The organism is Sphingomonas sp. IC4-52 (genome assembly GCF_020707225.1).
Classification (GTDB): Bacteria; Pseudomonadota; Alphaproteobacteria; order Sphingomonadales; family Sphingomonadaceae; genus Sphingomonas.
In genome coordinates, this window is sequence record NZ_JAJFEU010000002.1 from 32,307 (window position 1) to 46,527 (window position 14,221).

10 protein-coding genes are annotated in these 14,221 nt (G+C 64.6%); 7 read left to right on the forward strand and 3 right to left on the reverse strand.

What is annotated here, in order from left to right; all coding sequences use genetic code 11:
- Positions 1–4: 4 nt before the first annotated feature.
- Positions 5–856, reverse strand: a complete 852-nt coding sequence (locus tag LK535_RS06635; protein WP_227771128.1) for a glycosyltransferase family 2 protein — start codon at positions 854–856, stop codon at positions 5–7.
- Positions 857–1,513: 657 nt separating this feature from the next.
- Here LK535_RS06635 and LK535_RS06640 point away from each other — a divergent pair.
- From LK535_RS06640 to LK535_RS16905, 5 genes are all read left to right on the forward strand, one after another.
- A complete protein-coding gene (locus tag LK535_RS06640; protein WP_227771129.1) occupies positions 1,514–3,484 on the forward strand; it encodes a PAS domain-containing sensor histidine kinase in 1,971 nt (656 codons plus the stop codon).
- Positions 3,474–4,121, forward strand: a complete 648-nt coding sequence (locus tag LK535_RS06645; RefSeq protein WP_227771130.1) for a response regulator transcription factor — start codon at positions 3,474–3,476, stop codon at positions 4,119–4,121. The genes LK535_RS06640 and LK535_RS06645 overlap by 11 nt, the downstream gene beginning before the upstream one ends.
- Positions 4,122–4,337: 216 nt before the next feature.
- Entirely contained in the window at positions 4,338–5,675 is a 1,338-nt protein-coding gene (locus tag LK535_RS06650; RefSeq protein WP_227771131.1) for a UDP-glucose dehydrogenase family protein, read from the forward strand.
- 403 nt (positions 5,676–6,078) lie between these two features.
- Entirely contained in the window at positions 6,079–8,580 is a 2,502-nt protein-coding gene (locus tag LK535_RS06655; RefSeq protein WP_227771132.1) for a YadA family autotransporter adhesin, read from the forward strand.
- Between the two features lie 214 nt (positions 8,581–8,794).
- Positions 8,795–10,570 carry an SLC13 family permease gene (locus LK535_RS16905; RefSeq protein WP_227771133.1) on the forward strand — a complete coding sequence of 592 codons (1,776 nt, stop codon included), beginning with the start codon at positions 8,795–8,797 and terminating at the stop codon, positions 10,568–10,570.
- Between the two features lie 10 nt (positions 10,571–10,580).
- On the opposite strand, the gene LK535_RS06665 is transcribed toward LK535_RS16905, so the two are convergent.
- Entirely contained in the window at positions 10,581–11,906 is a 1,326-nt protein-coding gene (locus tag LK535_RS06665; RefSeq protein WP_227771556.1) for a dicarboxylate/amino acid:cation symporter, read from the reverse strand.
- Positions 11,907–12,147: 241 nt separating this feature from the next.
- On the opposite strand from LK535_RS06665, the gene LK535_RS06670 reads away from it, so the two are divergent.
- Entirely contained in the window at positions 12,148–12,843 is a 696-nt protein-coding gene (locus LK535_RS06670) for a hypothetical protein (RefSeq protein ID WP_227771134.1), read from the forward strand.
- Positions 12,844–12,885: 42 nt separating this feature from the next.
- Here LK535_RS06670 and LK535_RS06675 read toward each other — a convergent pair whose 3' ends face one another.
- The gene (locus LK535_RS06675; RefSeq protein ID WP_227771135.1) at positions 12,886–13,497 is read right to left on the reverse strand and encodes a TetR/AcrR family transcriptional regulator; all 612 of its coding nucleotides are present in this window, start codon (positions 13,495–13,497) and stop codon (positions 12,886–12,888) included.
- Positions 13,498–13,603: 106 nt separating this feature from the next.
- Here LK535_RS06675 and LK535_RS06680 point away from each other — a divergent pair, with 106 nt between their 5' ends.
- Entirely contained in the window at positions 13,604–14,125 is a 522-nt protein-coding gene (locus LK535_RS06680) for a VOC family protein (protein WP_227771136.1), read from the forward strand.
- Positions 14,126–14,221 lie beyond the last annotated feature (96 nt).

Here is a 14,221-nt window from a genome sequence, read left to right on the forward strand (position 1 = left end):
TCGGTTAAGCCGCCGCGGTACGCCTGGCGAGCAAGCGGGCGAATGCCTCGCGCGGACCATGGGCGAGCGCCAGTGCGACGCTGAGCTCCAGATAGCGCCACCGCGCATCTGCATGGGCACGGCGGATGCCAAGAATCGTGGTGCGCAGCTCGCGTCGCATCGCCCGCGGCAGCCCGCGCCCGTGCCGATCCATGAAGCGGGCGATCCCATCGGCGCGGCGAAGCGAGGGCGTGGCGATGCGCTCGCCGGTATGTTCGCGCCAATGGGCGAGCGGGGCCGGCACGACCGCATAAGTGGCGCCATGCTTGATCAGGCGGATGAACAGGTCCCAGTCGTTGAAGACGGTCATCTCGGGATCAAAGCCGCGGACGGCGCAGAACAGGTCCGCGCGGATGAGGAAGTTGCTGCCCGTCATCGAACTGCGGTGAGCCAATACGGTGGCGGCGGTTAAGCCCTCGGGGCTGGCTCGAACAACCGGCGCATGACCGGCTTCGTGCCGCACGAGGCCAGACAGGACGAGCGGCGTGCCGGCGCTTGCTGGGCTTGCGAGCTGCTCCAGAAAGTCCGGCATCCAATCGTCATCGTCGTCGAGAAAGGCGATCCAGTCCCCGGCGCTAACAAAGGCGCCGAGGTTTCGGGATCCGCATGCGCCCGGGCACGCGCTGTTGCGGATATAGCGAATCGGAACCGCGCTGGAGGCAGCGACTCGTTCCGCGACCATTCGGGTGGCCGACTCGTCGGCATCGTCGACGATGATGATTTCGTGCGCAGGGCGGGCCTGCGCGAGCACGCTTTCCACCGCGCGAGAGAGAAGGTCCGCGCGGCGATGTGTGGGGATAACGACGCTGATCTTCATGGTCGCTCCCGTGATCGCAAGAAGGTTCTGCCCGGAACCATGCTACAACGCCGACCCGCCCTGTCCATTTTCCATATTACCTAGCGAGGATTACGTAGTCGCCACCGCTGCAAAGCGAGGGGCAGTATTTCCTGTCGCTTAAAGGACGCGTTCTCATGGCTCATCTGTTCTCCGCCATTGCTGTTTCCGAGTCTCGAGCAATCCTGTTCTTCAACAGGCGTGCTTCGATCGCTCGGTGAGCAACCGTTCGATTGGAATGGTGCGAAGGTCATCTGTCCTGAGCGGCGGAAATCTCGCCCTGTGCCGGCAAAACGCTAGTTATCAATCAACAACCTGTCGTCATGAACTGGGACGGGCGGCCGCAATTACTCAGTGTCGACCTGCAAGCGCGAGCGGCTGGCAGGGCTGCGTACAATAACCCATCGGTAATGAGGAGTATTGAACCCGGTTCATTTCGGGTCGTGCGCCGTGCTGGGAATAGAGGCTCTGTAATACCTTTGATATGAACCCAGTTGTTGAAATATATGTAAGTTCAGCTAGGTAGAGGTCAGAAAAATAAGGTCGCGCCGTTCACAGGTGCTGCCGGAGGATGCTCCGGCCGTCGGGTACAAGGCTTCGGTTTGTCGGGGCGTACTCTGACGTTGGAGGAGGGGCTTGATGCTGGGCTTGCTCGGCAAGGCGGAGCCGCGAGCTTCGGCGCGTAGCTCTGCACTGTCTTCATTGTTCGGGCGGGGAATCCTCCGCAACCGGGCGCTGTCTTCTGCCGCACCAGCACGAGCGGGCGTCGTGGGCCAGCTGTTTACGGACTCGCTGAAGATACGGCGGATGCTCGGCGTTGCCGGGCTGCTCTTGGTCGCCACTGCTGGACGCTTGCTGCTTGGTCCATCCCTGCCCGGCAACATCTATTACGTATTTTACGTTATTGCCGGTTTGCTTGCGTGGTGGCTCGGCGGCGTCAGGCTCGCGCTTCTCACGGTGCTGGTGTCCGTCGCCATCAACGCCGCGTTTCTTCGCGAGTGGGAGGATGTCAGCCGCGAAGGCGCGCCGCTGACCTTGCTGTTATTGTGTTCGGTCGCGCTTGGTCTTGTTGGCATTCGCGCCATTCTGCAGCGCGGCGAGGCGGAGTCGGAGGCCAATCGGCTGACGCGAGCAGCGCTGGAACTGGAGCTGCTGCTGGATAGTGCGGCCGATGTCGCCATCTGCATGCTCGATCCATCCGGGCGCATCGTTCATTGGAATCAGGGTGCCGCTCATGTTCTAGGCTGGCGCGACGGAGAGGCGATCGGCCGGGATCTTTCGCTTTTCGCGCCGGGCACGAACCCGCATGCCGCGCAAGTGTGGCTGGCACGCGCTCGCGAAACCGGGCGGCACGAGAAGTCCGGCGAATGCCAGCGGCGCGACGGGACGCGTTTTCCCGGTCAGCTGACGATCACTTCGATCGGCGATGCGGAGGGAAATCATCGCGGCTTCGGTGTCGTCATCCGCAACGTCACCGTGGAGCTTCAGATCGAACAGGCGGTGCGGCTGCGTGAGAATCAGCTTCGCTTCATCCTCGCGGCGGTGCCGGACGCGACTATCCTCCTCGACGATCAGGGCTATATCCAGCTCTTCAGCCCCGCTGCCGAGCAGATGTTCGGCTATGACGAAAAGGCCGTCATCAATCAGCACGCCTCCATGCTGCTGTGCGAGCAATGGCATTTCGAAGTCGCCAATTTCTTCGCCGATACGACCGAACAGCTGCCAGAGTCGCAGACCACCACGCGACGCGTGTTCGCGCAGCGGGTGGATGAAAGCACGTTTCCCGCGCAGCTGACGATCGGCACCGCGTCCGCTGGCTCGCGGCGGCTATACACCGTGTTCGTCCGCGACCTGACCGAGCAGGAAAAGACCCGCGCGATGGTGGAATCGCTGCAGATGGAGGTCCTGCACGGCGCCCGGCTGACCGCGATGGGCACCATGGCATCAACGCTGGCGCACGAGCTAAACCAGCCGATGACCGCCATGGCCAGTTACATCGAGGGGTGCCGGCGATTGCTGGCCCGCTCCAGTGAGCCGCACGACCCACGTATTGACGTTGGGCTGGCGGCCGCCGCCAAGGAAGCGGTACGGGCTGGCCGCTTTATCAGCCACCTGCGCGAATTCGTGTCGCGAGGCGAAACCTTGCTGGCGGTGGAACAGGCGAACGAAGTCATCGCCAGTGGCCTGTCGCTGGTGACGGGGGTGGTGAAGGAAGCGCGCGTAACACTGGATTTCCGCCAGGGGCCGCCCGCCGAGATCTTCGCCGATCGCGTGCAGATCCAGCAGGTCGTCGTCAATCTGGTCCGCAATGCGGTCGAGGCGATCCGCCACGGCGATGCGCGCCTGATCACCGTCAGCGTCGAGGCGCGGCCGGAGGAGGTCGAGGTGCGGATCGACGATTGCGGCGCCGGCTTCCAGCCGGGAATGGCCGAGCAGCTGTTTGACGCATTCGTGAGTACGAAACGCAACGGACTTGGCGTTGGCCTGTCGATCTGCCGCACGATCGTCGAGGCGCATGGTGGGCGCATCTGGGCGTGCCCGTCGCCATGTGGCGGCGCCAGCTTCCGTTTCACCTTGTGCCGAAAAGTGGGGTATGCGCATGGAGAGTAAATTGGTTCACCTCGTCGATGACGAGGAGGAAGTCCGGGCGGCGACTGCCTTCATGCTGGAGGCTGATGGATACGCCGTTCGTAGCTGGCGCAGCGCCACGGCCTTTGTCGATGCCTTGGCGCGGATCGATCCAGGATGCGTGCTTCTCGACATCCGGATGCCCGACATCAGCGGGCTGGAAGTGCAGCAGCAGCTGAAGCAGGCGAGCGTCAACCTGCCCGTGATCGTCCTCACCGGTCATGGCGATATCACTGTCGCAGTGAAGGCGATGCGGGCGGGAGCGCTGACCTTCCTGGAAAAGCCGCCCGAGCGCGAAGCGCTGATGGATGCGCTGACCGAAGGGTTCGATCGACTGGCCGACGCATCCACCGCGGCTGCCCGGGAGGAACAGGCGCGGCGCCTGATTGCCCGGCTCAGCGAGCGGGAGCGTGACGTTCTTGGCGGGCTGACGCGCGGTTTGCCCAACAAATATATCGCGTACGACCTCGACATCAGCCCACGCACCGTGGAGATCCATCGTGCGAATCTGATGTCTAAACTGGGCGTGCGCAGCCTTTCCGAAGCCTTGCGGATTGCGTTCTCGGCTGATTTCGGCCGCACCAACGAAGGACGCCCGCAGCAGGGCAATCCACGCTGAGCCACCTGAAGTCTCCACGCGCGGGCGCAGATCCCCGCGCCACACGCCACTTCGATCCGCAACAACGTACGCATTTCACCGAAGCCGAACTGCATACCCGACCCTGCTAGAACCGGCGCCACGGCCGGGTCCGGGTAACCCGGTCGCCGGCAGTCACGCGCCCCAGGCCGCGACAGCCGTGGGACGTGGGCACGTCGGGCAGGGGGACAATCGAGAATGCGCATAGTGATGATCGGCACGGGCTATGTCGGCTTGGTGTCTGGGGCCTGTTTCGCCGACTTTGGTCATGACGTGGTCTGCGTCGACAAGGACGAAGCAAAGATCGCGCTGCTCGAGAGTGGTGGCGTGCCGATCTACGAGCCGGGGCTTGAGCAGCTGGTCGCCACCAACGTGGCGGAAGGGCGGCTTTCCTTCACCACGGATTTGACTGGCCCGGTCGGCGCTGCCGATGTGGTGTTCATCGGTGTCGGCACACCGGCTCGTCGCGGGGACGGGCATGCAGACCTTTCCTATGTCTATGCGGCGGCGCGGGAGATTGGAGCGGCGCTTCGCGGCTTCACCGTCGTGGTCACCAAATCGACGGTCCCGGTCGGTACTGGCGACGAGGTCGAGCGGATCATCCGCGGCGTGAATCCCGGTGCGCAATTTGCGGTGGCATCCAACCCCGAATTTCTGCGTGAGGGCGCAGCCATTGAGGATTTCAAGCGCCCGGACCGGATCGTCGTGGGAGTGGAGGACGAGAGCGCACGCCAGGTGCTGGAGGAGGTGTACCGCCCGCTTTACCTCAATCGCTCGCCCGTGCTGTTCACGGCACGCCGCACCAGCGAGCTGATCAAATATGCCGCCAATGCCTTTCTCGCGATGAAGATCACTTTCATCAATGAGATCGCGGATCTGTGCGAAGCAGTAAGTGCCGACGTGCAGGATGTCAGCCGTGGCATCGGGCTGGACAATCGGATCGGCACCAAGTTCCTCCATGCCGGGCCGGGATATGGCGGGTCCTGTTTTCCGAAGGACACGCTGGCGCTGGTAAAGACCGCGCAGAGCTACGGCTCCCCGGTGCGGCTGATTGAGACCACCGCCGCAATCAACGATGATCGCAAGAGGGCGATGGCCGGCCGCGTGATCGCCGCGGTTGGGGGCAGCGTGCAGGGCAGGACGATCGGCTTGCTCGGCCTCACGTTCAAGCCAAACACCGACGACATGCGCGATGCGCCGTCTATCGACATCGTTCGGGGGCTGATCAGCGCCGGGGCGCGGATCCGCGCTTATGATCCCGAGGGGATGGAGGCAGCCCGCGCCATGCTGCCAGAGGTGACCTATGTCGACAATGCCTATGCGGTGGCAGACGGTGCCGCCGCCGTGGTGCTGGTAACCGAGTGGAACCAGTTCCGCGCGCTTGACCTTTCACGGTTGCGCGAACGCATGGCGTCACCGGTCCTTGTTGACCTGCGCAATGTTTATCACGCCGATGAGGCGGAACGAGCCGGCTTCTACCACGTCGGGATCGGCCGCCCCTTGCGCCCGGTCGAGCAGGCGCGTGCCGCTGAGTGAAGTGGCGCGCAGGCTAAGGCTTGGCGGCGTGCGTGATCCCGCGGGATCGCAGTGAAACCAGGCCGGTAAGCTGGCAAGTAAACGCTGAAAAACTTGGCGGGCTACGATCGGTCGGTAGTTTTTTGCCGCTGACCGGCGCCCGCGAAGTTTGCTGCCGCCCTATGATTGGAATACTTAGGAAACGCAGCATCGTCCGGCCAAGGTTGTGGCTGCCAAATTCCACATGAAATTACAGCATTGGCGCGCCGAAATGCAGCGTTGCGCGCCATTTATGTCCGGATTGGACATCCAAAGTGCACCTAGCAGAGCACGGCTTACGTAAACTTGTATGTAAGAACGCGTTGAAGGCTCTGCGCCATCTTCCTCTCCGCGGCGGCTAGTGCCGCCGGAACAGGAGGATGACATGGCTGACATTGAACATTCGCGCTCGACGTTCGCGGCTCGCCTGCTGAGCCGCACTGTGCTGAGTTCGCCGATCTTGCTGGCGGTGCTGTCCGCCCAGCAGGCCCAAGCTCAGCAACGCGTGGTCAGCGCCTGCTCGGGCGTCAGTCTGCCGCGCTCGGCAGTGACCGACATTCTGACACCGGTGATCACTGGCATCGCCTCGCCGGTGGAAACGACGGTGAACGGGATCCTCGATATTCCACTGCTTGGCGCGCTGCTGCCGGATCTCAGCCTCAACGCGACGGGCCTTCTTACCCAGGCGGCAAGCGGGGCGCCGATCACGCTTCAGGTTCTCGCCACCGACGGCACCGTTGTGGCGCCGAGCGACCAGTGCCGGCTCACCTCCGATTCTATCACCCTCGACACGCCGGCCGGCGTTGCGATCGGCGGGAACCAGATCACTGGCCTTGGTGCCGATGGCGCGGCAGCGTTCGCCACCGACATCAACGCCATTGCTTTCGGCAACAATGCCCGGACGGAAGCCGGCGCTTTGGGCAGCGTGGCGCTTGGCACCAACAGCAGCGTCACGGCTGCGAACAGTGTCGCCTTGGGCACAGGCTCGATCGCGGGCCGGGGCGCCTTGGCCAATTACACCGCCACCGGGCTTACCGGCGCACAGAATTCCGCCGGTGAAGTTTCGATCGGGGCTCCCGGTGCCGAACGCCAGTTGACGAACGTGGCACCCGGCACGGCGCCAACCGACGCAGCAACGGTGGGTCAAGTCGATGGCGTTGCATCGCAGGTCGCGGCATTGGGCGCCACGGCGGTGCAATACGACGGCGCCGCCCGCGATCGCGTGACGCTTGCCGGCACAGACGGCACCGTGCTCGCGAACGTCGCGCCCGGAGCAGTCACGGCGGCCTCAACCGAAGCGGTGAACGGCAGCCAGCTGTTCGCAACGAATGCGCAGGTCGCGGCGAACACCGCCGCGATTGCGGGGCTCGGCAACGGATCGGCCGGTGCCGTGCGTTATTCCAACCCGGACAGTCCCACGGTTCCGAACGGCGGCACGGTCACCGATGATGCCACCCTTGCCGGTGCGAGCGGTGGACCTGTCGGCCTCCACAACGTGCGGGGCGGTACGCTCGCGGCCGGATCCACCGATGCGGTGAATGGGGACCAGCTGTTTGCAACCAATCAGGCGGTGGCTGCCAATACCGGCGCAATTACCGATCTGGACGGGCGGGTGACCACCAATGAGGCAAATATCGCCAATCTGACGACCGGCGTGGCGAACAACACAGCCGCGATTACCGATCTGCAGAACACGGTCGCCGGCACCAATACAAACGTCACCAACCTGACGAATCAGGTGAACGCGAACACCAACGATATCGCGACCATCAACAACAGCCTGGCGAACCAGCCGCTGCGCTATGCCGATGCCGCCACGCCGACGACGCCGAATGGCGGCACGGTCACGGACGATGCGACGCTGGCCGGGGCGAGCGGCGGGCCGGTGGGTCTGCGCAACGTGCGCGCAGGTGCTTTGGTCGCCGGCTCGACCGACGCGGTGAACGGCGATCAGCTCGCCACCACCAATGCTCAGGTGGCAGCCAACACCACCGCGATTACCAACTTCAGCAATCTGGTAACCGGAAGCGCAGTCAGCCCCGTTCAATATAGCAATCCGGATAACCCGACCGCCCCGAACGGCGGCACGCTGACCAACGACGTGACATTGGTGGGAGCAAATCCCGCCGCGCCGGTCGCGCTGCACAACATCGCCGGTGGCGCGGTTTCGGCGACCTCTACCGATGCCGTGAACGGGCAGCAGCTTTATGCTGTGTCCACCCAGGCAGCCAACAGCATCCAATATGATCGTGATGCAGCCGGCGCGCGGACCAACAGCGTGACCCTGGCTGGCGCGGACCCGGCAGCAGCGGTGGCCCTGAACAACGTGGCGGCAGGCACCGTTGCGGCTGGTTCGACCCAGGCGGTGAATGGCGGGCAGCTCTATGCCACCAATCAGGTGGCGCAGCAGGCAGCGACGCTGGGCGCGAACTCGGTCCAATATGATCAGGGGCGCACCTCCGTTACGTTCAACACCACTGGCAGCGCGGTGGTGCTGCGCAACGTGGCGGCCGGCACATCGGCCACTGACGCGGTCAATGTTGGTCAGTTGCAGAGCGGCCTACAGGGTGCGGTGAACCAGGCTAATTCGTACACCGACACCCGGTTGAGCCAGGCATTGTCGTCGATGAACTTCAACCTGCGTGAAGTACGTCGGGATCTCAGCGCCGGTACCTCGTCCGCGCTGGCGGCGGCCGGGCTGCCGCAAGCCAACGAGCCCGGGCGTTCCATGGTCGCGGTTGGCGGCGGCACCTATCGCGGCCAGACTGCGCTGGCGATCGGTGCCTCCACCTTCCTCAACGACGGCCATTCGATCTTCCGCATCGGCGCCTCGATCGACAGCCAGGGTTATGGCGGGGCGAATGCGGGCTTCGGCTATCAGTTCTAAGCCGAAGACCGCTCGGCCGGGGGGCGTCTGCAGCCATGGGCGCCCCCCGGTCACCAATTTTCCGGTCGGGCCGGTAAAGGTCTGATTTTCATGGGCCCTTTCCCCGCATGGCGCGTTACCGCGGCATGACGGGGAAATTGGCGATGGCGCACCGACGCCGCATGACGGGGGCAGATTTAGCGGCGGTGGCGGGCGACGGCCAAAGGCAGGGTGCATGAGCACCCCCCAATGGCTGTCGGTCGCTGTTCTTACCGGTATGATGGGGCTCTTTATCTGGGGCCGCTTCCGCTACGATGTCACGGCAATCCTGGCGCTGCTCGCCGCGCTCGCGGTCGGCATTGTGAAGCCGGAAGATGCCTTCTCCGGCTTTTCTGACGACATCGTCATCATCGTCGGCTCCGCGCTGGTAATGTCCGCGGCGATGCAGCGTTCGGGCCTGATCGAACGCGCGCTGGCCTTTGTATCGCGGCGGATCAAGCGGGTACGGTCTCAACTGATGCTGCTGACGGCATCCGTGGGCGTGGCATCGGCCCTGGTGAAGAACGTCGGGGCATTGGCGATGCTGATGCCTGCCGCGTTTCAGATGGCGAAGAAGAGCGAAGCGAGCCCGTCCGTCTTCCTGATGCCCATGTCCTTCGCCTCCCTGCTCGGCGGGTTGATGACGCTGGTCGGAACATCACCGAACATCATCGTCAGCCGCGTGCGGCAGGACATGACGGGGCAGCCGTTCAGCATGTTCGATTACCTGCCCACCGGGCTCGGGCTGCTGATCGTCGGGCTGATCTTCTTGCGGTTCGGCTATCGGTTGCTGCCGCGGGATCGCCGCGCCACGGCGACGATGGGCGATGCGCTCGACATCAGCGGCTATGTGACCGAGGCGAGCATTGCGGAGGGCTCACCCGCGATCGGCGAGACGGTGGGTGCCTTCCTGGAGCGGCACGAGCGGGAGGTGAATGTCACCAACCTGCTTCGCGCCGGCATGCGCACGGTGCCGGCGCACCATGTCGAGCTCCGCGAAGGCGACATCCTGATCCTGGTGGGTGAGCCAGATGCGCTGGAACGCGCCATTGCCGCCGACAGCCTGGTGCTGGAGGGAGAGCATCGCGAGCTTTCCGGCGAACAGGAAGGTGACGAGATCGGCGTGATCGAGGGCGTGATCGGGGCCAATTCGGTGCTGGTCGGCCAGACGGCGGGAAGGCTGCGGCTGCAGGAGCGTTATGGCGTCAACCTGATCGCGCTGTCGCGCGCCGGCGAGCGGCTGGCTCGCCGGCTCGGCCGAACGAAGCTGGCCGCGGGCGACGTGATCGTCCTTCAGGGCTCGCTCACCCGTCTGCCGGATCGGTTGCAGGACCTCGGCGTGCTTCCCCTGGCTGAGCGGACGCTGCGCCTCGGCAGCAGTGGGCGCAGCTGGCTGCCGCTGATCGTGCTCGCGGCAGCGATGACCGCCACCGCGCTTGAACTGGTGCCAGTGGCTGTGGCCTTCTTCGCCGCGGCAGGGATCGTCGTGGCGACCGGCGCGCTGCCCACACGCGAGGCGTATCAGGCCGTCGAATGGCCGATCCTGATCATGCTCGGCGCGCTGATCCCCGTCAGTGACACGTTGCGGACAACGGGCGCGTCAGACCTGATCGCGACCGGTCTGGCGAGCGTTGCGACCAGCCTTCCGGCGTGGGGCGCGGTGGCGCTGATCATGGTGGCAGCGATGGCGGTGACGCCGTTCCTCAACAATGCTGCGACGGTGCTGGTGATGGCGCCCATCGCGGCGGTCTTCGCCCATGACCTGGGCTATCGACCCGAGGCCTTCCTGATCGCGACGGCGATCGGCGCGGGCTGCGACTTCCTCACGCCGATCGGGCACCAGTGCAATACGCTGGTGCTTGGCCCCGGCGGCTATAAGTTCGGGGACTATGCCCGGCTGGGGGCGCCTTTGTCGCTGCTGATCGTCTTGGTGGGAACGCCGCTGGTGATGTGGACGTGGCCGCTGCACTGAGCGCCGCGGCTTAAGCCGCGGGCACCGTTTCGTCCATGAGCCCCGGGTTTTCGGCGCCCCCCGTCAGGGCGAGGCGAAGCTGCTCCTGATCCAGCCGTCCTTCCCAGCGGGCCACCACGATCGTGGCCACGGCATTCCCGATGAAGTTGGTCAGGCTACGGCATTCGGACATGAAGCGGTCGACGCCCAGGATCAGCGCCATGCCGGCGATCGGCACGTCCGGCACGATCGACAGCGTCGCGGCCAGCGTGATGAAACCGGCACCGGTGACGCCCGCGGCGCCCTTTGACGACAGCATCGCCACGCCAAGCAGCAGCAGTTGCTGCCCCAGCGTCAGATCCACGTCGCACGCCTGTGCGATGAACAGCGCTGCCAACGTCATGTAGATGTTGGTGCCGTCGAGATTGAAGGAATAGCCCGTCGGCACGACGAGGCCGACCACCGACTTGGCACAGCCCGCGCGCTCCATCTTTTCGATCAGCGAAGGCAGCGCGCTCTCGGACGATGACGTGCCCAGCACCAGCAGCAGCTCAGCCTTCAGATAGGCGATCAGGCGCAGGATGGAAAAGCCGCACAGCCGCGCCACCGTGCCCAGCACGACCAGCACGAACAGGAGCGAGGTCAGGTAAAAGGTGCCCACCAGCGCGGCAAGGTTCGCCAACGTGTCGATGCCATATTTGCCGATGGTAAAGGCCATGGCTCCGAACGCGCCAAGAGGTGCGGCCTTCATCACGATTGACACGACCTTGAAGAAGGCGAGCGAGAGGTCGTTCAGGCCGCCGAGCAGCCGATCTCCGCGATCGCCGATCATCGCCAGTCCGATCCCGAAGAGGATGGCGGCGAACAGCGTCTGAAGGATGTTGCCTTCGGTCAGCGCCGACAGGAACGTGTCAGGGATGATACCGGTCAAAAACCCGGTGATCGTCGATTCATGGGCCTTTGCCGAATAGTCGGCGACCTTGCTGGCATCGAGGGTGGCCGGGTTGATGTTGAGCCCGCTGCCGGGCTGGACGACATTGGCAACGATCAGGCCGACGATCAGGGCGAGGGTCGAGAAGAACAGGAAATAGGCGAACGCCTTGCCCGCGACCCGCCCCACCGCGCCCAGATCCCGCATCCCCGCAATGCCGGTCACGATGGTCAGGAAGATGACGGGCGCGATGATCATTTTCACCAGCTTGATGAAGGCGTCGCCGATCGGCTTCATCGCCTCACCCGTCGCCGGCGCGAAATGGCCCAGCAGCACGCCCGCCGTGATCGCGATCAGCACTTGCACATAAAGGTGGGTGTACCAGGGGGAACGGACGGGGCGCGTAGGCTGGCTTGCGATGGTGATCAAACCTGGGTCCTCATGATGCTCGCTCCTCCATTGGCCGGCGCGCCGCACGCTGGCGACGGCCCCGAATGTATCGAAGCAGGCGAAAGCGGGTGTTTGCACACGGTTTCGTGGGCAAGCGCAAGTGGCTCCCGAGGCGCCGCGGATGTGTCGCGCCGCTCGTACGAACAGCGATTGTGACCGTTGGCGGGATCGCACGGCCGCCCCATCGGTTTGTTGTGCGACCAAAGAGGATAAGCTGATGGCCGACCCGGATACTCGCCTGTACGGCATGGCGGATTCCGCCAATCACCAGGCACCCGCAGAAAACGGCATGCGCGGCGAAGGTGCTGCCGATCGTGATGCAAAATATCGCCGCGAAGTCACGCCTCCGGACCAGCCGACGATCGTCGTTGAGGAAGAATCGGGCGTGGCGTTCGCCGAGGCAAATGGCGCCGTCGCCGCGCCGAGCCATCCGGAGGATCAGGATCAGGACCGAGATCAGGCAGCCGGGTCAGCCGCCCCTGCTGACGAGCCGGCGATCGTTCCCGACGCAACGCCCATCTACCCGGACACTACCTCGTCCTACGCTGCCTCATCGCCGAGCCCGGCGCCGTTGCAGCCGATCCACGCCGATCTGCCGCGGATCTATCCCAACGAAGGCACCAGCTACACCGCACTCACGCCGCCACCTGCTCCCTCGCCCTGGCCCTGGATCGTGGCGGCACTCGGTCTCGGGTATATCGTCGGCAGAGGGCGATGGCGCCGGGCAGCGGTGACAACTCCGAACACCGAGGCGGCCCCGGTGGCCTTGACGCGGCTGCCGGGTGAGCAGGGCAGCTTCGTTCAGGTGCGCAACGCCGGACCGGAAGAGCTCAGGGATCCGCCGGCCAAATGGTCGCGGGTGGACGAGGCAGTGGACGAATCCTTCCCCGCCAGCGATCCGCCGGCTTATTGATCAGGCCGGCGGCACTTCGGTGAAGTCGACCCGGCCCGCCGTTCAGGCGGTGGGCCACATCATCAGGCTGGTGTTCACCACGCGCTCCAGTTCCTCGCGTGAGGCGCCAGAGCCCGATTGCACGCCCATCCCCTGCAGGATGGCGTAGAGGTAAAGCGTCAGGCTTTCCGGCTCGACATGGTCGGGCAAGTCGCCGTCCCGCTTCGCCTGGCGAAAACGCTCGATCAGCGCTTGTTGCGATGAAGCGCGGCGGGCGATCACATCGGCCTTGATCGACTCGGCCTCGGCGCCGCAGGCGGTTGCGCTGATTACGCCAAGGCACCCCTGGGGATCACAGGCGCTCGTCTGCGCCTCGATTGCGCCACGCATGATATGTTCCGCCACGGCGCGGGCGGTGGGCTGCTTCAGCGCTTCGCGGGTATAGGCAAGCTTCTCCGCCTCGTAGAGGTCCAGCGCCTTGTGGAACAACGCTTCCTTGTTGCCAAAGGCGGCGTAGAGGCTCGGCTTGGTGATGCCCATCGCCTCGGTGAGGTCCGCCATCGAGGCGCCCTCATATCCCTTGGCCCAAAAAACGGCGAGCGCCTTGGCCAGCGCCTCGTCAACGCAGAATTCGCGCGGACGCCCCTTGATGGACGGTGCAGCGTTCGATTCCATAACAACCGGTATATATGCGTTTTTTCCCCCCGCTCAAGCGGTGCGTCACCCGCGCCGCAACCGCTTGGCTGCGGCGCCGTTCTCTTGCCTGAAACAGGAGACGGATGTGGGTGTGATCAAGGGCATCGAACACGTCGGCATCACGGTGCCGTCGATCGAAGCGGCCGAACGCTTCTTCCAGAAGGCGTTTGGTGCGAAGACGCTGTACGCGCTGATCGAGAAGGGCGGCAAGTCGCAGCAGGGCGACGAAATGTACGACAAGAACGGTCTGGAGCCCGGCACCCGCATCGTCGCCATGCGCATGATGCGGATCGCCGATGGCGCCAACGTCGAATTGTTCGAGGTGGAGGGCGGCCACGGTTCTACCGCCGACGCCCCCAGCCACATGGGGATCCATCATTTCGCCCTTTATGTCGACGATCTCGATGAAGCCGCGGCCCGGTTCCGCGATGCCGGCGGCACGATGCGCCATGGTCCGATCGAGCTTGGCGGGAAGGAGAAGGGACCGGGCAACCGCTGCTGGTTCGGCGTCGCGCCATGGGGCATGCAGGTCGAGTTCGTTCACCTGCCCTCGCCGATCGCGCTGGACGATCCCGAAACCAGCGGCCCGCGCTGGCTTCCGGGCTGAGCTGCCGGGGGGGCGGGCGGAAACTTCGATAAGGCCGCTGCGGCCCCTAACACAAATGGCAGCTTACACGTTGCCGGCGTTCCCCTGTACAGAGCG

Bases quoted from the DNA above. Each gene is read 5' to 3' on its own strand.
- LK535_RS06675 (WP_227771135.1), bottom strand. From the start codon at position 13,497: ATGGAATCGAACGCTGCACCGTCCATCAAGGGGCGTCCGCGCGAATTC.
- LK535_RS06640 (WP_227771129.1), top strand. From the start codon at position 1,514: ATGCTGGGCTTGCTCGGCAAGGCGGAGCCGCGAGCTTCGGCGCGTAGC.
- LK535_RS06670 (WP_227771134.1), top strand. From the start codon at position 12,148: ATGGCCGACCCGGATACTCGCCTGTACGGCATGGCGGATTCCGCCAAT.
- LK535_RS06655 (WP_227771132.1), top strand. From the start codon at position 6,079: ATGGCTGACATTGAACATTCGCGCTCGACGTTCGCGGCTCGCCTGCTG.
- LK535_RS06645 (WP_227771130.1), top strand. From the start codon at position 3,474: ATGGAGAGTAAATTGGTTCACCTCGTCGATGACGAGGAGGAAGTCCGG.
- LK535_RS16905 (WP_227771133.1), top strand. From the start codon at position 8,795: ATGAGCACCCCCCAATGGCTGTCGGTCGCTGTTCTTACCGGTATGATG.
- LK535_RS06635 (WP_227771128.1), bottom strand. From the start codon at position 856: ATGAAGATCAGCGTCGTTATCCCCACACATCGCCGCGCGGACCTTCTC.
- LK535_RS06650 (WP_227771131.1), top strand. From the start codon at position 4,338: ATGCGCATAGTGATGATCGGCACGGGCTATGTCGGCTTGGTGTCTGGG.